The organism is Diaphorobacter sp. C33 (assembly GCF_030503915.1).
GTDB classification, from domain to species: Bacteria; Pseudomonadota; Gammaproteobacteria; order Burkholderiales; family Burkholderiaceae_C; genus Diaphorobacter; species Diaphorobacter nitroreducens.
Window position 1 is genome coordinate 2,545,001 of record NZ_CP129980.1, and the last position, 20,634, is coordinate 2,565,634.

Below are 20,634 nucleotides of genomic sequence, written 5' to 3' on the forward strand. Positions count from 1 at the left end.
CAGGATTACGATGGCACGGTGTTCGTAGTGAGCCACGACCGCACCTTCTTGGACAACGTGGTCACCAGCACCCTTGCGTTCGAGGGTAATGGCCTGTGGCGTGAGTACGAGGGCGGCGTGCAGGACTGGCTGGCCCAGTCGAACCGCAGCCGTTCACTCGCGGGCGGACCGGCGGTTCCTGAGAAAAATACGAGCAAGAATGAGCCAAAACGCCCGTCAGATAAGCGCGAGCAGCTACAAAAAAAGAAGCTTAGCTACAAGGAGCAGCGTGAACTGGAGCAGCTACCTGCCCAGATCGACGCACTGGAGGCCGAGCAAAAGGCGATCCGCGAAGAATTGGCGGACGGCAGCCTGTACAGCCGGGACGGCGCGCGGGCGACGGCGCTGCATACGCGTGACGGAGAGATCGAAGATCTGTTGATGCAGGCGCTGGAGCGCTGGTCCGCGCTCTCGTCCTGACGGGGCCGGTCAGATTCGGTGGTGCAACCGGTCGGTGGAACCGCGCAGGCGCGCAATCAGCGCCTGTGCAATCTGCGACAGCGGCAGCACCTCGTCGGCCGCCCCATGGGCGATGGCCTCGCGCGGCATACCGAAGACGATGCAACTGGCTTCGTCCTGCACGTAGTTGTAGCTGCCTGCGTCGCGCATCTCACGCATGGCAGCAGCGCCATCGCCGCCCATGCCGGTGAGCATGATGCCGTAGGCATTGCGCCCCACCACGGCGGCTGCCGACTTGAACAGCACCTCCACCGAAGGCTTGTGCCGGTTGACCGGCGGGCTGTCATCCACCACCGCTACATAGTTGGCGCCGCTGCGTGCCAGGTAGAACTGCCGCCCCCCCGGCGCAATATAGGCATGGCCGGGCAGAATCCGCTCGCCGTTCACCGCCTCTTTGACCGTGATCTGGCACAGGCTGTTGAGCCTCGCTGCAAAACTGGTGGTGAACCCTGGCGGCATGTGCTGGGTGATCACGATGGCCGGAGAGTCCGCCGGCATATGGATCAGGACCTCGCGGATGGCCTCGGTGCCGCCGGTCGACGCGCCAATGCAGATCACCTTTTCGGTAGAGACGCGCCCCAGCAGCGCCGACGCCGCGGGAGCGGGAGCCGGCGCGGTAGCGGCACCTGCATCGGGGTGGACAATGGCGGCGGCGCTGCGCGCGGGGGCGCGCCGCACATGGGCCACGGCCGCAACGCGGATCTTGTCCACGATCTGAGCCGCCAATTCGTTCAGTCCGCTGGACAGCCCCACGCGCGGCTTGGCGACGAAATCCACGGCCCCCAGTTCGAGCGCCCGCATGGTCACTTCGGCGCCGCGCTCGGTCAGGGTCGAGATCATCACCACGGGCATCGGCCGCAGGCGCATCAAGCGCCCCAGGAAGTCGATGCCGTCCATGCGCGGCATCTCCACATCGAGCGTGATCACGTCGGGATTTTTCTCGCGGATCATCTCGCGCGCGATCAGCGGGTCGTTGGCCGTGCCGATGCACTCCATGTCGCTCTGGCGGTTGATGATCTCCGACAGCAGGCTGCGCACCAATGCCGAATCGTCCACCACGATCACCCTGATCTTGCCGCTCATGCCTTTCAAATCCTTGCTGTATTGTTAGTGCCGCCGATCAGAACAGATCCACGGAGCCTCCGCTGGTGGCGCGCGCCACGGTAGCCGCGTTGCCCCGCACCACTTCCTGCTCCAGCGTTTCGGGATGGGCATGCGCCAGGCGCTTGACCATCACCTTGCCCGTCACCGGAAAGAACACCACTTTGCGCGGATAGATGTCGAGCACGTCCTCCGACACCACCGGAATGCGCTCCGTGGCCAGATAGTCTTGCACAAAGCGGGTGTTGCGCTCGCCCACGTTGAGCGTGGTGAAGTTGTGCATCACCTGGGCACCGCCGAAGATCTTGGCCTGCAGCGTCTCGCGGCGAGCGCCCAGCTTCATCATCTCATTAATGAGCAGTTCCATGGCGTAGGAACCATACCGGCCCGACGCATCGGCGCTGTCCCCCTCGGGCAGCATGAAGTGGTTCATGCCTCCCACGCGCATGCGGCTGTCCCACAGACAGGCGGCAATGCACGATCCCAGCACCGTCATGATGGCCAGGCTGTCGTGCGAGACAAAAAACTCGCCTGGCAAGACCTTCACCGCGTTGTGCTGGAAATGGTGATCGAAAAAGAAAAACGATGCCTCACCCGGCCTGCGCGGACAGGCCTTGAGCTCCTGCAGCGTCATGGCAGGCGCGGTGCCTGCCGGGGCATTCATAGGCAGAGGCGTGATGCGGGGCGTGCGCCGGCGCTCCAGCCCCCCGCCCGGCAAGGCAGAGGGCCGTGGATCAGCTCCGGGTGTGATGCTCATGGATTCGCCAGCGCCTCGCGGTAGGTCAAAAATGCCCGCATCAGATGCGTTCGTACACCGTCTTGCCTCGCAAGGCAAAAAGGTCGCGCGAATCGCTGAAGTTCTCGGCATGCCCCACGAACAGCATGCCGCCGGGCTTGAGCACACGGTGGATGCGCTCCAGCACCCGTCGCTGGGTGGGGCCGTCAAAATAAATCATCACGTTGCGGCAAAAGACTACGTCGAAGGGCTCGCGGAACGGCCAGTCGTCGCGGATCAGGTTCACGCTCAGGAACTCGATGGGTTTGCGCAACTCGGGGCGCACACGCGCCAGCCCGGCGTTGCCGCCCTTGCCGCGCAGAAAGAAGCGCTGCAGGCGCTCTTGGCTCAAGCCCTTCAGACCGTCGAGGCGATAGACCCCGCGGGCGGCCGTGGCCAGCACCCGCGAATCGATGTCGCTGGCCATCAGCTTGAAAGACGCGTTGTTGCCCAGGGTTTCCAGGACCGTCATCGCGATCGAGTAAGGTTCTTCGCCGGTCGATGCCGCATTGCACCAGATGTTCCATGGCCCGGCAGAGCGCATGCGCAGCAGCGACGCCAGGATCTCGAAATGGTGTTGCTCGCGAAAGAACGCCGTGAGGTTGGTGGTCAGGGCGTTCACGAACTCCTGCCACTCCGGCCCGTCGTGGCCTTCCAGCCAGCTCAGGTACTCATGAAAGCTGTCGTACCCGGTATCGCGCAAGCGGCGCGACAGGCGGCTGTACACCATGGCGTGCTTGCCATCATGCAGGCTGATGCCGGCGCGCTGGTAGATCAGGGACTGCACCCGCGCGAAGTCCTGATGGGTCCAGGCGAACTCGCGCCCTTCGCCACTCTCGGCCACGGGAGCAGCAGCCCCCGCAGCGGGGCGGGCCGGGCGCCGTGGCGCGGCGGTGGGGCTGGCGGTCAGGCTCATGGCGCGCTCGTCAACGTGTGTATAGCGGGAAGGCTGCGGCTCGCCGCATCAGTCCCCGGCCATGGCAAGGCCCATGTCCATGCCGGCCATGAGTTTTTCGATGTCCAGCAAGATGAGCATGCGGTCGCCCACCGAGCCAAGCCCGCGGATGCACTGCGCGTCGATGGAGCTCTCGATGTCCGGGGCCGTGCGAACCTGTTCGGGCGTCAGCTCCATCACGTCGCTCACGGAATCCACCACGATGCCCACCACCCGCTCGCGCAGGTTCAGGATGATGACGACCGTGAAGCTGTTGTACTCGGCCTGCGCACAGTTGAAGCGCAGCCGCATGTCCACGATCGGCACGATGGTGCCTCGCAGGTTGGTCACACCTTTGATGAAAGCCGGCGCATGGGCGATGCGCGTGGGGTTTTCATAGCCGCGGATTTCCTGCACCTTGAGGATGTCGATGCCGTATTCCTCCTGGCCCAGGCGGAACGTCAGGTATTCCCTCGCGCCCGCAGCCGTGGTCTCTGCGCCCTTGTCCACCAGACTCATGCCCTCACTCCTCGTCGTTCAGCGTTTCGCAATTCAGTGGCGCGCACGGCGCACCAGGGCAGCCGTGTCCAGAATCAAGGCCACGGTGCCATCCCCCAGAATGGTGGCGCCCGACACGTTGGGCACCTTGCGGTAGTTGGTCTCCAGGTTCTTCACCACCACCTGGTGCTGCCCCAGCAGTTCGTCGACCAGCACCGCCACGCGGCTGCCATCGGCCTCCACCACCACCATGATGCTGCTGGTGGAATTCGCGTCGGGGCGCGGCACCTGGAAGATCTTCTCCAGCGCCACCACGGGCATGTATTCGTCGCGCACCTTCACCAGTTGGGAGCCCTGGGCCACGGTGTTCACTTCGCCACCGTTGACCTGGAACGACTCCACCACCGACGACAGCGGCAGGATGTACACCTCGTCGCTCACGCCCACCGACATGCCGTCCATGATGGCCAGCGTCAGCGGCAAGCGCACGGACACACGCATGCCGTAGCCTTCAGCGGAATCAATCTCCACCGAACCACCCAGCGCGGTGATGTTGCGCTTGACCACGTCCATGCCCACGCCGCGGCCCGAGACATCGGTCACCACATCCGCCGTGGAGAAACCGGGCGCGAAGATCAGGTTCCAGACCTCGCTGTCGGGCATGGCGTCGGAAACATCCAGCCCACGCTCGCGCGCCTTCTTGAGGATCTTCTCGCGCGACATGCCCTTGCCGTCGTCGCGCACCTCGATCACGATGGAGCCCCCCTGGTGCGATGCCGACAGCGTGATGGTTCCGTGTTCTGGCTTGCCCGCAGCCAGGCGGTCGGCGGGCATCTCGATGCCGTGGTCGCAGCTGTTGCGCACCAGGTGGGTCAGCGGGTCGGTGATCTTCTCGACCAGGCTCTTGTCCAGTTCGGTCGCCTCGCCGTGGGTGACGAAATCCACCTTCTTGCCCAGCTTGCCCGCCAAGTCACGCAGCATGCGCGGGAATCGGTTGAACACGATCGACATGGGAATCATGCGGATCGACATCACGGATTCCTGCAGGTCGCGCGTGTTGCGATCCAGGTCGGCCAGGCCTGCCAGCAGTTGCTGGTAGACGCCGGCGTCCAGGCCACGGCTGTTCTGCGCCAGCATGGCCTGGGTGATGACCAGTTCGCCCACCAGGTTGATGAGCTGATCCACCTTGCTCACCGCCACGCGGATGGTGGACGATTCCATGGAGGCCTGCGCGCCGCCCTTGGCCTCGGCGGAGGCGGCACGCGCGGCAGGCCGCTCAGCAGCACTGGCCGGTGCGGCGGCAGGAGCGGCCTCGACAGGCACGCCCGGCGCGCCGGCAAAGAAGCCGTACGGCTCGGCCAGGGCCGCAGCGGATGGCTCCAGCGGCTCGTGGGCCTCTTGCGCGGCAGGCGCCGCGGAGGTCGCCGCGTCGTGGATGGCCACCTGCTCTTTCGCCACATGGAATGCGAACAGGTCCAGCAGATCCTCGTCCGTGGACGTGGTCTGCACCGCGAACCGGCGCATGCCGGGGCGGTCTTCCGGCAGATCGTTGATGCTGCCCAAGCCCGGGATGTCGCGGAACAGGTCCTTGATCGCATCGGCCAATGTCACCTGGGCCAGTGGACCGATGTGGATCTCCAGCGAGCGAGCGCCGCCGGGGACCGCCGCAGCGGGCACCACCGGCGCAACCGCGGGCGTTGGCGCAGGTGCCGCAGCAACCACAGGCGCTGGAGCGGGCACCGCTGCGGCGGGCGCTGCCGCTGGCACGGCGCCGGCCGCCAGTTCGCTGATGCGGCGCACGAGGTCATGCGTGGAAACCGCCTCACCCTGCCCGCCCGCCTGATGGCGTGCCAGCAGGCTGCGCGAGGCGTCCGCCGACTCCAGCAGCACGTCCACCATCTGCGGGATCAGCTGGAGTTCGTGGCGGCGCAGCCGGTCCAGCAGCGATTCCATTTGGTGTGTGAGTTCCGCCACATCCGAAAAACCGAAGGTGGCCGAGCCGCCCTTGATGGAATGCGCGCAGCGGAAGATGCCGTTCAGCTCTTCGTCGTTGGCGGCATCCACGTCCAGGTCCAGCAGCATCTGCTCCATCTGGTCCAGGTTCTCGCCGGCCTCTTCGAAGAAGATCTGATAGAACTGGCTGAGGTCAAAGTCCGCGCCTGCGCCCTCTTGGTAGGTATCCGCCATGGTCCCGAGTTCCTGTGTGCTACGTCGTAGGTGTTGGTGTGGCCGGCGCGATCAGCGGATGACCTTTTGGATCACTTCGATGAGGCGCGTGGGGTCGAACGGCTTGACCAGCCAGCCGGTGGCGCCCGCGCTGCGGCCGGCCTGCTTCATCTGGTCGCTGGATTCCGTCGTGAGGATGAGGATGGGAATGCTCTTGAAGCGCGGATGCTCGCGCAGCTTGCGCGTGAGGCCGATGCCGTCCAGGCGCGGCATGTTCTGGTCGGCCAGCACCAGATGGATGTCGTGGGTCTCGGCCTTTTCCAGCGCGTCCTGGCCATCCACCGCTTCCACCACGTGGTACCCCGCTCCGGTGAGCGTGAAGGAAACCATTTTCCGCATGGACGGAGAATCATCGACCGCAAGAATGGACTGCATGTAAAGCTCCAACGACTTTTGATTTGAATAAGGTTAATGGGTTGGGAGATACGGGAACCGCGCCTGGATCAGAACAGCTCGATCGAGCCGGCCTCCATCTCGCTTTGCGTGACAGGGTTGGGCCGATCGGGCACCACGCCCTCCAGCGGCGCGGCGTCCTCCCCCTCTTCTTGTCCCATGGTCTCGGCCGCCAGGCGAAAGGCGCATCCCTGCAACACCTTGGTAGTGTGGATGATGAGTTGGGTCGCCATGTCGTGAAACTGCAACTCCGTCACTGCACTGCGCAAGGCGGTGCGCAAATCGGCCAACTCTGCCGACGCGCCGATGAGCTCATCCGTCAGCGAGGCGTTGGCCTCGCCGAAACGCGCGAGCAGGTTCTCGGTGGCGTGGTTGAGCAGCCCTTCCAGCCGGTGCAGGTCGTGCATGGCCATCAGCAGGGAATCCTGCAACTCGGCCGCCACCATGACGGGCACCTGCACGGCAGGCCCATCTGGCGTATTTAGCGTAGATTGCATCGTTTCTCCATAGCTGCTGGCGCACAGCCGGCGGCACCATCGTCCGGGGCCCATTCCTGTCGCCTGTACTGCAGCATTACGGCATCCGTTGTACCGCGCCACAGGCTGAAATGACCGTTTCGGGCCCAATTTGTTCCAATATGTATCCTATGATACCCACTCCCACCGATCTTGAGGCCCCGAAAAGACCCGTGCGAGTGCTGCATCTCGAGGACTCAACCGCCGACCACGCGCTGGTGCGGCTGACGCTGCGGCGCGCCGGGCTGTCCCATGAGATCCACCAGGTGGATTCCCTGGAGGCCTTCACCGGGTGGCTGGAGCGGGAATCGTTCGACGTGATCCTGGCGGACTACCGCCTGCCCGGCTTCACGGCGCTGGATGCCTGGCGCATCGTGGACCAATGCCCGGGGCACCCGCCCTTCGTGCTGCTGTCCGGCGCGATCGGCGAGGCCGCCGCAGTGGACGCCATGCGGCTGGGCTTTGCCGACTACCTGCTCAAGGACGACATGGCGCGCCTGCCGCATGTGCTGGCGCGTGCGATGGAGGTCGCGCAGGCCCGCCGCGCGCGCGAGGAGGCTGCGGCCGAGTTGGCCGAGTCCCGGCAGCAGCTGGCCGACCTGGCCGAGCACCTGCAGACCTCCATCGAGGAAGAACGCGCCGCCATCGCGCGCGAGATCCATGACGACATCGGTGGCGCACTGGCCGCGGTGAAATTCGACCTGGCCTGGATCGGCCGCCACGCCGGTGAGGACGGCCTGCGCGAACACGCTGGCACCGCCACCGAGATGCTGCAGCACGCCATCGACGCGGCCCAGCGCCTCATGATGAACCTGCGACCGCCCGTGCTGGACCAGGGCCTCGTGGCCGCCGTGCGCTGGCTGGCCGAGACCTTCGAGCGCCGCACGCGCATCCCCGTGCGCGTCACCGCCAGCCGCGAGGCGCTGGACGTGCCGCCCGCGCTGCAACTGGTGGCCTACCGCACCGCGCAAGAGGCGCTGACCAACGTGCAAAAGCACGCGCAGGCCGGCCACGTGCGCATCGATCTGTCGGACCACGAGGACGTGCTGACGCTGGAGGTGACCGACGACGGCCGCGGCATGGCGCCCGAGATGCGCAAGAAGCCCCGCTCCTTCGGCCTGCAGGGCCTGCAGGAGCGCGCGCGGCGCGCGGGCGGCTGGATGGACATCAGCAGCCGGCCGGGGCATGGCACGTCGGTGATCATGACCGTGCCGCTAACATCGCCCGCAGGCAAAGCAGGAGATGTGCAGTGATCCAGGTGGTGCTATGCGATGACCATGCCGTGCTGCGGCGCGGCATACGCGACACGCTGACCGAGTCGCCCGATATCCACGTGACCGGCGAGGCCGGCAGCTATCCCGAGTTGCGCGAGGTGCTGCGCACGGCCGCCTGCGACGTGCTGCTGCTGGACCTGAACCTGCCCGGGCGCAGCGGCCTGGAGGTGATGGCCAGCGTGAAGGAGACGCACCCGGACATCAAGGTGCTGATCGTCTCGATGTATCCCGAGGACCAGTACGCGCTGCGCTGCCTGAAGGCCGGGGCGCACGGCTACGCCAACAAGGCGGGCGACCCGGTGCAGCTCATCGCCGCGGTGCAGACCATCGTGCAGGGGCGCAAGTACCTCACGCCCGAGGTGGCGCAGTTGCTGGCCGACAGCCTGGCGCAGCCCACGCCCGAGCTGCCGCATGAATCGCTGTCGGAGCGCGAGCTGCAGACGCTGGTGAAGATCGCCTCGGGCAAGCGCCTGTCGGACATCGCCGAGGAGCTGATGCTCAGCCCCAAGACCGTGAGCGTGTACCGCGCGCGGGTGCTGGAAAAGCTCAAGCTGGCCAACAACGCGGAGCTGACGGTGTACGCGATCCGCAATCGGTTGGTATGAAAACAATAGCTGCTACCGCTTGATGCACAAGCATTTCAATATGTTTTGATATTGAAAATGGCTTGTGGAAAGCCCTGGCAGCTCTCTTTTTTGACCGGCTAACGCGGCGCGGCGAACAGGTCGATGGACTGCTGCAGCAGCGCCAGCATGGGCTGCTCCAGCATCGGCAGCGTGGCCGTGATGCCCAGCATGCCCACGGTGAGCGTGACCGGGAAGCCCACGGCATAGATGTTCATCTGCGGCGCCACGCGCGAGATGATGCCCAGGGTCAGGTTCACGAACAGCAGCAGCGCAATCATGGGCAGCGCGATCCACAAAGCGCTGGAGAACAGCGACGCACCCAGCTCGTGCAGCCGCATCTGCCCGATGGCCTGCAGAAAGTTGCCGCCCACGGGGAAGCTGTCGAAACTCTTGACCACGGCCATCAACACCATCAGGTGGCCGTTGATCACCACGAACAGCAGCATGGAGATGTTGCCGAAGAAGCGCGCCACCGCGCTCACCTGCGCATTGCTCGCGGGGTCGAAGAAGGAAGCGAAGTTCAGGCCCATCTGCAGGCCGATGATTTCGCCGGCCAGCTCCACGGCCGCGAACACCAGACGCACAGCGAAGCCCATCGCCAGGCCAATCCCCACCTGCTGCACCACCGCGCCCGCGGCCTCGCGGCTGTTCAGGCTGATGACCGGCTGCTCGGGCAGCACAGCCTGCGCGCACACCGCCACCAAAAAGGCCAGCCCGATGCGCGTGCGCACCGGGATCACGCGCATCGAGAACACCGGCGCCGACGTGAACAGCGCCAGCACGCGCAGGAACGGCCACAGCACCGGCGACAGCCAGGCCATGATCTGCGCCTCGGTGAACGTGATCAAGATGCCTACCCGACGACGGACGGAATGGCCTCGATCGTGCGGCGCAGGAAGTCCACCAGCGTGGTCAGCATCCACGGCCCGGCGATCGCGAACACCACCACGGCCGCGATCAGCTTGGGCACGAAGGCCAGCGTGGCCTCGTGGATCTGCGTCACGGCCTGGAAGATGCTCACCAGTAGGCCCACGGCCATCACCACGCCCAGCACCGGCATGGAGATCATCAGCAGCAGGGTGAGGGCGTCACGGCCCATGGTGAGCACGAACTGGGAGGTCATGCGGAATCCTTCACGTCGCGAAGCTCGCGGCCAGCGAGCCGATGAGCAGGTTCCAGCCATCGGCCAGCACGAACAGCATGAGCTTGAACGGCAGCGCCACCAGCACCGGCGACAGCATCATCATGCCCAGCGACATGAGCACGCTGGAGACCACCATGTCGATGATCAGGAACGGAATGAAGATCATGAAGCCGATCTGGAAGGCCGACTTCAGCTCGCTGGTCACGAAGGCCGGCACCAGCACGCGCAGCGGCGCAGTCTCGGCCGTCACGCCCTCGTCCAGCTTGGCCAGGCGTGCGAACAGCGCGAAGTCAGACTGGCGTGTCTGCTTGAGCATGAAGCCGCGCATGGGCGCCTCGGCCTTCTGGATGGCCTGCTCGAAGGTGATGGCGTTGGTGGTGTAGGGCACGTAGGCCTCCTGGTACACCTTGTCCAGCGTGGGCCCCATGACGAACAGCGTGAGGAACAGCGACAGGCCGATGATGACCTGGTTGGGCGGTGCCGACTGCGTGCCGATGGCCTGGCGCAGCAGCGACAGCACGATCACGATGCGCGTGAAGCCCGTCATCATGAGCAGCACGGCCGGCAGGAACGACAGCGCCGTGAAGAACAGCAGCGTCTGGATGGGCACCGAGTAGCTCGTGCCGCCCGGCCCCGAGCCGATCACCAGCGGCAGCGCACCCGCGGGCTGCTGCTGCGCCCAGGCGGCGCCCGCCAGTAGCAGGCCAGCCGCACCGGCCGCGATGCCGCGCACGGCCTTATGCATGGCCGTCTCCGCCCGCATGCGCCGGTTGTACGGTCTGCGCGCGCGCAGCCGCCATCTCGGCGGCAAACGAAGGCGCTGGCGCCGACCCCGGCGCTGCAGCCGCCGGCAGTACATGCAGGCAGTTGATCTGCTGCGCGGTCACGCCCAGCACCAGCAGCGTGCGCTGCTGCGGCGGGCCGACCTCCACGGTCACCACGCGCTGCTGCGGCCCCACGGCCACCGCCGAGAGCACGCGCGAGGCACCGCCCGCATGGGCCTGCAAGCCCGCATGGCGCTGCTGCAGCCGGCGAATCAGCCACGGCAGGGCCGCCAGCGCGCCGACGAACAGCACCACCAGCAGCAGCGTCTGCGTCATACCCACGCTATCCACGGCTGACGCGGCGCAGCCGCTCCGAAGGCGTGACCACGTCGGTCAGGCGGATACCGAACTTGTCGTTCACCACCACCACTTCGCCCTGGGCGATGAGGTAGCCGTTGACCAGCACGTCCATGGGCTCGCCGGCCAGCGCGTCCAGTTCGACCACCGACCCCTGGGCCAGCTGCAGGATGTATTTGATCGGCACCTTGGTGCGGCCCAGTTCCACCGACAGCTGCACCGGAATGTCCAGCACCATGTTGATGTCGTGCACCTGCGGCTCGCCGCCGGCGGCATAGGGGCGCGCGGGCTCGCCCGACAACGGGCCTCCCTGCTCGGCATCGATGGTCTGCCCGTCGACGCGCTTTTGTTCTTCCAGCGCCTCGGCCCAGCCGGCAAACGGGTCGTCCGCAGCGGACCCGCCAGAGTTGTCGTTGTGGTCGGATTCAGTTGACATTCTTTTCTCCCATCCAGTGCGCTTCGGCACCGCGCAGGCATTCCTCGATGCGGATCGCGTACTTGGAGTTGTGCGTGCCGTACTGGCACTCGAAAACGGGCACCCCCTCGATGGAGGCGCGGATGCGCGGCTCGCGCTCCAGTTCGATGAAGTCGCCCGGCTTCATGGCCAGCAGTTGCTCCACCGTGGCGTCGGCGCGCGCCAACTCGGCCACCAGGGTGACCTCGGCGGCCTGGATCTCGCGCGTGAGCACGCGCACCCAGCGCCGGTCCACCTCGATCGCGTCACCCTGCACCGACGAGTACAGCACGTCGCGGATGGGCTCCAGCGTGGCATACGGCATGCAGATGTGGATCGCGCCGGCCAGGTCGCCGATCTCCAGCTGGAAGGCGGTGGACACCACGATCTCGCTGGGCGTGGCGATGTTGGCGAACTGCGGCTGCATCTCCGAGCGCTGGTAGGCCAGCTCCAGGGGGTAGATGCCTTGCCAGGCCTTCTTGTACTCTGCGCAGATCACGTCCACCAGGCGGTTGATCACGCGCTGTTCGGTGGCCGAGAAGTCACGCCCCTCGATGCGGGTCTGGAACTTGCCCACGCCGCCGTACAGCGTGTCGATGATGCCGAACACGAGCGACGGTTCGCACACGACCAGGCCGCTGCCGCGCAGCGGACGAATGGCGACGATGTTGAAGTTGGTCGGCACCACCAGCTCGCGCAGGAAGGCGCTGTAGCGCTGCACCGACACGGTGCCCACGGAGATCTCAGGGCTGCGGCGGATGAAATTGAACAGGCCGATGCGGAAGTTGCGCGCAAACCGCTCGTTGACGATTTCCATCGTCGGCATGCGGCCGCGCACGATGCGCTCCTGGCTGGAGATGTCGTAGTTGCGGACGGCGCCGGCCTCGATCTCCTCCTTGACGGTCTTCTGGCTTTCGCCCGTCACGCCCTCCAGCAGGGCATCGACTTCTTCCTGGGACAGAAAGGACTCACTCATGGCTGCAACCTTTCCTCACTGGATGATGAAGCTGGAGAACAGCACCTGCCGCACCGGATTGGTGTCGGCGCGGGGACGGGGTTCTTCTTCTTCGACATCCTCGTCCAAGGGATCGCGGCTGGCCGAGCGCTTGCGCGGCTTGGGCACGCTGTAGCCCAGCGGGCGCGACACCTCGCGGCGGATGTCCACCGCCAGCTTCTCCTTGCCCTCGCGCGTCAGCAACTCGTCGGTCGTACGCTGCGACAGCAGCAGCAATACGCCGCTGCGGATGGTGGGCATGTAGGCCTTCACCTGGTCCGCCGTCTTGCCGTCGGCCAGCTCCAGCGTGATGCCCACCTGGGCAAAGCGGTCGCCACCGGGGTCGGCCAGGTTGACCACCATGTTGTCCATGGGCAGGAAGGTGGGAGGTGTCTTGGGCGTGCCCGCCTGGGCGACCGCCCGGCCGCCGCCCTCCTCGTCCTCGGCCGCGTGGCGCTGGGACAGCATCATCCAGGCTGCGGCGCCGCCCGCCACCAGCACCAGGGCGAGAACGGCCAGGATGATGATCAGTTTCTTGCTTTTGGCCGGGGCAGCAGTGTTGTCGGACACGTTGGGGCTTTCTTGCGCAACAAGGGCAGGGGAAGTGGGCCGCGGGCGGCGGGCCGAAAGGCCCTTCCCCGCAGTGATGGGCGATTATTGAACGCCCCGGCGCCCCGCGAAAGCCAGAATAAGCGCCCAAAACCCGGGTTTTCAGCCGCATGCGCCCCGATGCGCACCGCTGCCGCCGGGGCGGCACAGGGGCCACCCCGGCGGTGCGTCAGACGAAGATATCCACCGAGCGCTCGGCCACGCCCCGTCCGCCGCCTGCCTGCCCCGCAGGCGCGGCGGCCTGCACGGCGGCCTGGCGCGCGCCCGGGCGGCCCTCGTCCCGTCGGCCCTGCCGGTCGGCGGCACCGCCACCCGCCGTGTCCACCGTCACGCCGGCGAGCTGCAGCCCCTCGCGCTGCAGCATCTCCCGCAGCTGGGCCGTGCTGCCGTCCAGCCACTGGCGCGCATCGGCTTGGTCGCTGCGGAAGGTCACATGCGCCTCGTCGCCCGTGAGCGCCACCCTCACCTCCACGGGCCGGCCATCCTGGTCCAGCGTCAGTTCGGCATTCTGGGTTTTCTGGTGCACCCAGTAGGCCACCTGCTCGGCCAACTGATCCGCCAGGGCGTCCTCCGCCCCGGCCATGCCCGCCAGCGTGGCGTCGGCCGACTCCAGCCCTGCCCCCTCGGCAAGTGACCTGAAAGGTTCCGCGCCCGAAGTGCCCGCGGCAGCGTCCGCACCCCGCAGTCCCGCGGGGGTGGCGGCCCCGCCCGCGCCCGCCGCTGCGGAGCCAGGTGCGGCGCCCGAGATGCCCGCGGGGGCTGCCTGCGCAGCCATCCATTCGCCGGGCTGGGCCTGCAACGGCGTGCCAGCGACCGGCACGCCGTCGCGCCGCTGCGCGGTCGCATCCACGGCCTGGGACACCTGCGCCGCAAGGTGCGACACCGTGTCCGCTGCCTGCTGCAGGCCAGAGCGCGCCGCATGGACACCGGCGCGCAAGGCATCCCCTGCGGCGCCGGCGGCGTCCTGTGCCGCAGCCTGCAGTGCCATGCCTTGCGCGCGCCAGGCTGTGCCGCGGCCCGCGGCGCTGCCGGGCCCCGCCATGGAGGCCCCGCCCTGCAGAGCCGCCCGCTCCGCCGCGCCGTCCAGCAGGGCGGTCTGCCCCACCAGCGTATCCTGCCCCGCGCGCACCAGGCCCAGGCCCAGGCGGCCGGCCAGGGCATCCGCCTCGGCAGCGAGCGCTTCCCCCGTCCGCTGCGCGAGCGCGGCTCCCGGCTGAAGACCCGCCGCCCAGGCCGCCAGCGCGCCCGCGTCCGGCAGCGCCTCGGGCGCCTGCAGTGCATCGCCAGCCACCGCCAGCGTGTCCAGCACTGTGGCCGCGCCCTCGCCGCCGCCCAGAGCCGCCAGCAGCAGGGCAAAGCCGTCGCCCTGCGCTGCCGCCTGGTCGTCAGCGGCGCTGCCAGCCTTGGCGGAGGCGCCCCGGGCGCCGCGCGCCTCGTGCGCAGCCGTAGAAGGCGAGGAGGAAATACGGGTCTGTTCCATGGTCAATACTCCTGATCCTGCGGGAAGCGTGCCCCCCGCCCGGCGCGCAACGCGGCGCGCTCATCGGTTTGTTTCTGCTCACGGCGCTGCTGCTGTAAGGCCACCTCGGCGCGCCGCCGCTCCAGCACCTTGCGCAGGCTGGCCAGGCGCAGTTCGGCCTCCAGCAGCGCCTGCCGGGCCTTGTCCACACGCACGTCCTGCCCGCTCACCACGCCCGTCTGCAGGCCGATGGCATGGTCCAGCCGGCCCATGAATTGGTAGTGGTGGTACATCACCTCGGGTTGCATGGCGCTGTCGGCCTTCATGCCCCAGCGGCCCTGCGTTTCCGCGGCGTAGCCCGTGAGCTGCTCCAGCTGGGCCTGTGCGGCGTGGCGCGCGTCCTGCACGTTCTTGAGCGCCTGGCGCGCAGCGTCGCGCCGGCGTTCGGCCAGCTCCACCGCCACCTCGAAGGCCTTCAGCGACGACATGCGGCGTGCCCTCCCATCGCCCTAGCCTCACGCGCCTTCCAGCGCCTGGCCCATGGCGGCGATGCTGTCGTCCATGGGGGCGGCCTCGAACATGCTCTGCTGCAAAAAGGCTGTCATGCCCGGCTGCAGGCGGATCGCCTCGTCCAGCTGCGGGTCGGATCCGCTCATGTATGCGCCGACCTGGATCAAATCACGGCTCTTCTGATAGCGCGAGTACACCGCGCGGAAGCCGCGCGCCAACTCGAAGTGCGCGCGCGGCACGACGTTGTGCATCACGCGCGAGGCAGATTGCTCGATGTCGATGGCCGGGTAGTGCCCGCTTTCGGCCAGCGCGCGCGACAGCACGATGTGCCCGTCCAGGATCGCGCGGGCTGCGTCGGCGATCGGGTCCTGCTGGTCGTCGCCCTCGGACAGCACGGTGTAGAAGGCGGTAATGGAGCCCACGCCGTTCAGTCCGTTGCCGCTGCGCTCCACCAACGCCGGCAGCTTGGCGAAGCAGCTGGGCGGGTAGCCCTTGGTGGCCGGGGGCTCACCGATCGCCAGGGCGATCTCGCGCTGCGCCATGGCGTAGCGCGTGAGCGAGTCCATGAGCAGCAGCACATGCTGGCCCTTGTCGCGGAAGTGCTCGGCAATCGCCGTGGCATAGGCCGCGCCCTGCATGCGCAGGAGCGGCGGTGCATCGGCCGGTGCGGCCACCACCACGGCGCGGCCGCGGTCCTGCACGCCCAGGATGTCTTCGACGAATTCCTTGACCTCGCGCCCGCGCTCACCGATCAGGCCGACCACGATCACGTCGGCCTGGGTGTAGCGGGCCATCATGCCCAGCAGGACGCTCTTGCCCACGCCCGAGCCGGCGAACAGGCCCAGCCGCTGGCCACGGCCCACGGTGAGCAGGGCATTGATGGCGCGCACGCCGGTGTCCAGCGGCTCGCGCACCGGGTCGCGCTCCATGGCATTGATGGGGCTGCGGTCCATGGGCTGGGCCGTCACCTGCGCCAGCGGTCCCGCATGGTCCAGGGGGTTGCCCTGCGAATCCACCACACGGCCCAGCAGGCCGTCACCCATCGGCAGAAGCAGTGCGCCCACGCCCGCGCCGGCTTCCTCCACCGGCGCCGCGCCCAACTGCAACGCCGGCACGTAGGCGGGAGCCGGCATCACGCTGGCGCCGCTGGACAGGCCATGGATGTCCCCCGCGGGCATCAGGTAGGCCGTGTCGCCCGCGAACCCCACCACCTCGGCCAGCACTGGCTCCTGGCCGTTCATCTGCACCTGGCACTGCGACCCCACGGGCACGCGGATGCCGGTGGCTTCGAGTACCAGGCCGGTCAGGCGGGTGAGCGTGCCGCGCGTCTCCAGCGGCTGCTCCGGTGCCAGGCGCGCGCGCGCCTGTGCCATGAAATCATCCCAGGCGCGGGCCGGCTCAATCGCCATGGTCCACGTCCTTCCAGGCCGCGGTCAGACCCAGCGCGGCAATGGCGCGGCGCCAGCGCTTGTCCAGCGACCCGTCCACCACCATGCCGCCCGACTCCACCTGGCAGTCGCCAGGCTCCACGGCGGTGTCGGCCAGCCACTGGATGCGGCCGGCGGGAAACTCCTCGCGCAGTGGCTGCTCCAGCGCGGCCCAGTCGCCCGGGTTCAGGCGCACGGTGGCGGGCCGCGCCTCGCTGACCAGCATGCCCAGCGCCTCGCGCACCACGGGCAGCACCGCCTGGGAATTGCCCGCGACCTCCTGGCGCACCACCTGGCGCGCGATGTCGCAGGCCAGTTGCAATACCTCCTGCGCCATGCCCTGCTGCATGCCGGTGAAGCTTTCTTCCAGCGCCTGGGCGAGCCGGGCCAGCCGCTCGGCGCCTTCGCGCCCCTGGCCGGCCACGTAGTCGTCCATGCGCTGTTGCCACTGCAGCCGCGTCTGCTCCTGGCCTTCGGCCAGGCCCTGGGCATAGCCCTCTTCGCGCGCCTGCTGCACCAGGGCCTGGTGCTGCGCCTCGTCGATGCCAGGCTCCACGGGCGCCGCATCGGGCTCCAGCACCGGCGGCTCGGGCGCCAGCGGCTGGCTGCCCGGGGGAAACTCCACGTCACCGAACTCCCAACGGGTGACGTCGCCCACCTCTTCGCGCGGGATGAAGCGGGTGTAATAACGCAGGGACCGGGTCATTGATCAGTCCTACACAAAGGCGTCGTCGCCGCCGCTGGCCAGCGCGATCTGGCCCTCGTCGGCCAGGCGCCGCACCGTCTTGAGGATTTCCTTTTGCTGCGCCTCCACCTCGGACAGGCGCATCGGGCCGCGCGACTCCAGGTCTTCGCGCAGCGCCTCTGCGGCGCGCGAGGACATGTTGGACAGAATCTTGTCGCGCACCTCGGGCTGCGCCCCCTTGAGCGCAACCACCAGGGTCTCGGAAGCCACTTCGCGCAGCACGGTCTGGATGGCGCGGTTGTCGAGCTTGACGATGTCGTCGAACACGAACATCTTGTCCATGATCTTCTGGGCCAGGTCCATGTCATAGCCGCGAATGGACTCCAGCACCGCCGCATCCATGCCCGAGCCCAGCAGGTTGATGATCTCGGCCGCCGCCTTGATGCCGCCCAGCGAACTCTTGCGCACCTTGTCGCCGCCGGCCAGCACCTTGAACAGCACCTCGTTCAGGTCCTTCAAGGCCGTGGGCTGTATGCCCTCCAGCGTGGCGATGCGCAGCATCACTTCGCTGCGCTGTCGCTCGGTCAGGTGCATCAGGATGGCCGAGGACTGCTCCGCGTCCAGGTGCACCAGGATGGCCGCGACGATCTGCGGATGCTCGTTGCGCAGCAGCTCGGCCACCGACAGCGGGTCCATCCACTTCAGGCTTTCGATGCCCGACACGTCGCCGCCCTGCAGGATGCGGTCGATCAGCAACGCGGCCTTGTCGTCGCCCAGGGCGCGCTTGAGCACGGCACGCACGTAGTTGCTGGTGTCGGACACCAGCAGGCTTTGCGCGGCCGCATCGCTGGTGAAACGGTTGAGCACCTCGTCCACCTTCTCGCGGGAGACGGTGCGCATGCGCGCGATGGTCTCGCCCAGCTTCTGCACTTCCTTGGGCGACAGGTGCTTGAAGACCTCGGCGGCCTCTTCCTCGCCCAGGGACATCAGCATGATGGCGGCGTCGTTCAGGCCTTGCTCGTCCATGACAGTCTCGTGATTCGGTGCGGGCCGGCGGCGTCAGTCGCCATTGACCCAGGTTTTGAGGATGCTGGCCACGGCGACGGGGTTGTCGCGGGCCAGTTGGCGCGCCTCTTCCAGGCGCAGTTGTTCCGCCGTGGGCTGCAGCTCTTCGGGTTGCGCAGGCGCCGGCAGGCCGGGGCGCTGCAATTCTTCGGAGGCGATGGCACTCAACTGCGCCCCCGCCGGCTGCTGCGCCGCCATCTGCACGGCGCGGGCGCGGGCCTTGAGCGCCGGGCGCAGCAGCCCCAGCAGCAGGATGGCCGCGGCCAGCGAGATGCCCAGCGGCCAGCCCAGCGTCTTGGCCAACTCGATCGTCTCGGGCTGCTTCCACAGCGGCAGTTCGCCCGGGGGGACCTCCTCCACCAGGAAGGGGGCATTCATGAGGTTGACGGAATCGCCGCGCTCCTTGTTGAAGCCGATCGTCTCGCGCACCAGCGCCGTCATCTGCTCCAGCTGTTCAGGCGTCAGCGCCTTGTTCACCGCGGGTTTGCCCGGCCCTTCGCTCACGGGCTGGTAATTCACCACCACGGCCGCGTTCACACGCTTGATGGCGCCGGCGCCGCCGCGCGTCACCTGGGTGGTCTTGTCCACCTCATAGTTGGTGATGGACTCGCGCTTGGCCTGGCCCGCAGCGCCGCTGCCCGGCGCGCCACCGGCCGCCGTGGGCGCGGGGTTGGCGCCGTTGATGGGAGCCGCGGAGGCCTGCGGTGGCTGGTTGGTCACCGCGCCAGGCACGCCCGTGGGTGGCTGCGCGCCGGGCGTGCCGCCGCTTTCCACCACCTGCTGGCTGCGTACCGCGCTGGCATCGGGCGCCAGGTTGGGCTTGTGCTGCTCGACGGTGGACTCGGTCTGGTTGAAGTCCACTTCGGCGGTCACCTGCGCCTTCACGTTGTTCTTGCCCACGACGGGCTCCAGCAGGTCCAGGATGCGGCGCGCGTACTGCTGCTCGATCTGCTGCACATAGGCCAGTTGCTGTGCGTCCACGCCGGCGCCGGCCATGTCGGGCGTCTGCGACAGCAGCTTGCCGGTATCGTCCAGCACGCTCACGGCTGAGGGAGCGAGTTCCGGCACGCTGGAGGCCACCAGGTGCACGATGCCTGCGAGCTGCGCGCGGTCCAGGAAGCGCCCGGGGTACAGGCTGAGCAACACTGAGGCCGAGGGCTTTTGCTGCTCGCGGAAGAAACCGTTTTGCTGTGGCAGCGCCAGGTGCACGCGTGCGCTCTGCACCGAGGCCAGCGCCTGGATCGAGCGCGTGAGCTCCCCCTCCAGCCCGCGCTGGAAGTTCAGACGCTCCTGGAACTGGGTGACACCGAAGCGGTTGGTCTCCATCAGCTCGAACCCGGTCACCGATCCCTTGGGCAGGCCCTGGGTGGCCAAGCGCAGGCGCACGTCGTGCACGCGCTCGGCCGGCACGAGGATGGCACCGCCCCCTTCGGTGTACTTGTAAGGCACATTCATCTGCGACAGCTGCGCCACGATGGCGCCGCCGTCCTTGTCGTTCAGGCCGGAGAACAGCACCCGATAGTCGGGCTGGCGGCTGTAGAAGAACGCGGCCAGCAGCGCCGCGACCAGCAGCGCTGCCACCACCCCCAGGCGCAGGCGTGCGGGACGGTCGAGCGAGGCCAGCCGCTGCGGCCAGCCGGGGCTGGCAACGGGAGGCGGAGCGACGGGAACTTCGGCAACTGCAGACATCGGGTTTTCCACAAAAAGACGGGCGCCAGGCGAGGCTCTGGCGTGCGGCGATTATGGAATCCGCCCCGTCCGCCGTTCAGCCGATAAAGCGCGGCTTTGGCCATCATTTCCCGCCTCTGCGCGCCCCACAGCGCCCTACGATTGCGCCATTCCTGACATTTCCCGATCCCACCATGGACCTGCGCATCAACAGCACCCAGTTTCCCCTCACCGGCACCCAGGTGGCGCGCCGCGTCACCGCGCCGCAGGAAGGCGTGCAGGAGGCCGGCTTTTCCTCGGCGTTCAAGAACGCGCTGCAGTCCGTGAGCGCCGCGCAGGACCAGGCCAGCGGTCTGCAGCGCGAAGTGCAACTGGAAAACCCCAACGTCAGCATCGAGGAAACCATGGTCGCCATGCAGAAGGCGCAGATCGGCTTCCAGGCCACGCTGCATGTGCGCAACCGCATGGTGCAGGCCTACACCGACATCATGAACATGCAGGTGTAAGGCGCGCGTCGACGCGACTTTCACTCATTATTTGATAGCTGTTAGCGCTTACTGGATAAGCGCTAGAGGCACATTTCGTTTATAAAAAAAGCCGGCCACCTTGCGGTGCCGGCTTTTTGCGTTGCCCCTGGAGCCCCCGCCCGGCGCCACCA

24 protein-coding genes (1 of these 24 running past the window's edge) are annotated in these 20,634 nt (G+C 67.5%); 4 read left to right on the forward strand and 20 right to left on the reverse strand.

Annotated elements, in window-relative coordinates; translation table 11 throughout:
* A protein-coding gene (locus tag QY917_RS11985; protein WP_123676763.1) for an ATP-binding cassette domain-containing protein crosses the window boundary here: on the forward strand, window positions 1-459 show its end. The gene continues 1,428 nt to the left of window position 1, outside the view; 459 of the gene's 1,887 nt are visible here — the last part of the coding sequence; its start codon lies beyond the left edge, outside the window; it ends in the stop codon at window positions 457-459.
* Window positions 460-468: 9 nt separating this feature from the next.
* On the opposite strand, the gene QY917_RS11990 is transcribed toward QY917_RS11985, so the two are convergent.
* The 7 genes from QY917_RS11990 to QY917_RS12020 all read right to left on the reverse strand — a co-directional run bounded on the left by QY917_RS11990 (window position 469) and on the right by QY917_RS12020 (window position 6,922).
* The gene (locus tag QY917_RS11990; RefSeq protein ID WP_088888286.1) at window positions 469-1,581 is read right to left on the reverse strand and encodes a chemotaxis response regulator protein-glutamate methylesterase; all 1,113 of its coding nucleotides are present in this window, start codon (window positions 1,579-1,581) and stop codon (window positions 469-471) included.
* A 37-nt stretch (window positions 1,582-1,618) separates the two neighbouring features.
* Window positions 1,619-2,263 carry a chemoreceptor glutamine deamidase CheD gene (gene cheD / locus QY917_RS11995; RefSeq protein ID WP_252102582.1) on the reverse strand — a complete coding sequence of 215 codons (645 nt, stop codon included), beginning with the start codon at window positions 2,261-2,263 and terminating at the stop codon, window positions 1,619-1,621.
* Between the two features lie 133 nt (window positions 2,264-2,396).
* Window positions 2,397-3,290, reverse strand: coding sequence for a CheR family methyltransferase (locus QY917_RS12000; RefSeq protein ID WP_015914335.1), 894 nt, complete (start codon window positions 3,288-3,290; stop codon window positions 2,397-2,399).
* Window positions 3,291-3,338: 48 nt separating this feature from the next.
* Complete coding sequence (locus QY917_RS12005) at window positions 3,339-3,827, reverse strand: chemotaxis protein CheW (protein WP_011806876.1); 489 nt, start codon at window positions 3,825-3,827, stop codon at window positions 3,339-3,341.
* 33 nt (window positions 3,828-3,860) lie between these two features.
* On the reverse strand, window positions 3,861-5,993 hold the full coding sequence (locus QY917_RS12010; protein ID WP_047349183.1) for a chemotaxis protein CheA: 2,133 nt from the start codon (window positions 5,991-5,993) through the stop codon (window positions 3,861-3,863).
* Between the two features lie 51 nt (window positions 5,994-6,044).
* The gene (locus QY917_RS12015; RefSeq protein WP_011806878.1) at window positions 6,045-6,407 is read right to left on the reverse strand and encodes a response regulator; all 363 of its coding nucleotides are present in this window, start codon (window positions 6,405-6,407) and stop codon (window positions 6,045-6,047) included.
* A gap of 68 nt (window positions 6,408-6,475) precedes the next feature.
* The gene (locus QY917_RS12020; RefSeq protein ID WP_015914337.1) at window positions 6,476-6,922 is read right to left on the reverse strand and encodes a hypothetical protein; all 447 of its coding nucleotides are present in this window, start codon (window positions 6,920-6,922) and stop codon (window positions 6,476-6,478) included.
* 149 nt (window positions 6,923-7,071) lie between these two features.
* Between QY917_RS12020 and QY917_RS12025 the strand changes: the two genes are divergently transcribed.
* Window positions 7,072-8,193, forward strand: a complete 1,122-nt coding sequence (locus QY917_RS12025; RefSeq protein ID WP_123676765.1) for an ATP-binding protein — start codon at window positions 7,072-7,074, stop codon at window positions 8,191-8,193.
* Window positions 8,190-8,819 carry a response regulator transcription factor gene (locus QY917_RS12030; protein WP_011806881.1) on the forward strand — a complete coding sequence of 210 codons (630 nt, stop codon included), beginning with the start codon at window positions 8,190-8,192 and terminating at the stop codon, window positions 8,817-8,819. The genes QY917_RS12025 and QY917_RS12030 overlap by 4 nt, the downstream gene beginning before the upstream one ends.
* A gap of 98 nt (window positions 8,820-8,917) precedes the next feature.
* Here the strand turns inward: QY917_RS12030 and fliR are convergent, their stop codons facing one another.
* The 13 genes from fliR to fliF form a co-directional block, all read right to left on the reverse strand.
* Window positions 8,918-9,688 carry a flagellar biosynthetic protein FliR gene (gene fliR, locus QY917_RS12035; RefSeq protein WP_011806882.1) on the reverse strand — a complete coding sequence of 257 codons (771 nt, stop codon included), beginning with the start codon at window positions 9,686-9,688 and terminating at the stop codon, window positions 8,918-8,920.
* A gap of 5 nt (window positions 9,689-9,693) precedes the next feature.
* Complete coding sequence (gene fliQ, locus QY917_RS12040) at window positions 9,694-9,963, reverse strand: flagellar biosynthesis protein FliQ (protein ID WP_015914340.1); 270 nt, start codon at window positions 9,961-9,963, stop codon at window positions 9,694-9,696.
* Between the two features lie 10 nt (window positions 9,964-9,973).
* A complete protein-coding gene (gene fliP, locus QY917_RS12045; RefSeq protein ID WP_011806884.1) occupies window positions 9,974-10,729 on the reverse strand; it encodes a flagellar type III secretion system pore protein FliP in 756 nt (251 codons plus the stop codon).
* The gene (locus tag QY917_RS12050) at window positions 10,722-11,084 is read right to left on the reverse strand and encodes a flagellar biosynthetic protein FliO (protein ID WP_123676818.1); all 363 of its coding nucleotides are present in this window, start codon (window positions 11,082-11,084) and stop codon (window positions 10,722-10,724) included. Before QY917_RS12050 ends, fliP begins: the two co-directional genes overlap by 8 nt.
* A 7-nt stretch (window positions 11,085-11,091) precedes the next feature.
* The gene (gene fliN / locus QY917_RS12055) at window positions 11,092-11,541 is read right to left on the reverse strand and encodes a flagellar motor switch protein FliN (RefSeq protein WP_011806886.1); all 450 of its coding nucleotides are present in this window, start codon (window positions 11,539-11,541) and stop codon (window positions 11,092-11,094) included.
* The gene (fliM, locus tag QY917_RS12060) at window positions 11,531-12,535 is read right to left on the reverse strand and encodes a flagellar motor switch protein FliM (RefSeq protein ID WP_011806887.1); all 1,005 of its coding nucleotides are present in this window, start codon (window positions 12,533-12,535) and stop codon (window positions 11,531-11,533) included. The genes fliN and fliM overlap by 11 nt, the downstream gene beginning before the upstream one ends.
* Window positions 12,536-12,550: 15 nt before the next feature.
* On the reverse strand, window positions 12,551-13,123 hold the full coding sequence (fliL, locus tag QY917_RS12065) for a flagellar basal body-associated protein FliL (protein ID WP_088888282.1): 573 nt from the start codon (window positions 13,121-13,123) through the stop codon (window positions 12,551-12,553).
* 208 nt (window positions 13,124-13,331) lie between these two features.
* Complete coding sequence (locus QY917_RS12070; protein ID WP_123676766.1) at window positions 13,332-14,642, reverse strand: flagellar hook-length control protein FliK; 1,311 nt, start codon at window positions 14,640-14,642, stop codon at window positions 13,332-13,334.
* 2 nt (window positions 14,643-14,644) lie between these two features.
* Entirely contained in the window at window positions 14,645-15,109 is a 465-nt protein-coding gene (gene fliJ / locus QY917_RS12075) for a flagellar export protein FliJ (protein WP_011806890.1), read from the reverse strand.
* 27 nt (window positions 15,110-15,136) lie between these two features.
* Complete coding sequence (gene fliI, locus QY917_RS12080; protein WP_088888280.1) at window positions 15,137-16,540, reverse strand: flagellar protein export ATPase FliI; 1,404 nt, start codon at window positions 16,538-16,540, stop codon at window positions 15,137-15,139.
* Window positions 16,530-17,264 (reverse strand): FliH/SctL family protein, encoded by a 735-nt coding sequence (locus QY917_RS12085; RefSeq protein WP_123676767.1) that lies wholly within the window; start codon window positions 17,262-17,264, stop codon window positions 16,530-16,532. The genes fliI and QY917_RS12085 overlap by 11 nt, the downstream gene beginning before the upstream one ends.
* 9 nt (window positions 17,265-17,273) lie before the next feature.
* A complete protein-coding gene (gene fliG / locus QY917_RS12090) occupies window positions 17,274-18,269 on the reverse strand; it encodes a flagellar motor switch protein FliG (protein WP_011806893.1) in 996 nt (331 codons plus the stop codon).
* A 33-nt stretch (window positions 18,270-18,302) separates the two neighbouring features.
* On the reverse strand, window positions 18,303-19,997 hold the full coding sequence (gene fliF / locus QY917_RS12095) for a flagellar basal-body MS-ring/collar protein FliF (RefSeq protein WP_011806894.1): 1,695 nt from the start codon (window positions 19,995-19,997) through the stop codon (window positions 18,303-18,305).
* Between the two features lie 173 nt (window positions 19,998-20,170).
* On the opposite strand from fliF, the gene fliE reads away from it, so the two are divergent.
* Entirely contained in the window at window positions 20,171-20,482 is a 312-nt protein-coding gene (gene fliE / locus QY917_RS12100; RefSeq protein ID WP_015914350.1) for a flagellar hook-basal body complex protein FliE, read from the forward strand.
* Window positions 20,483-20,634 lie beyond the last annotated feature (152 nt).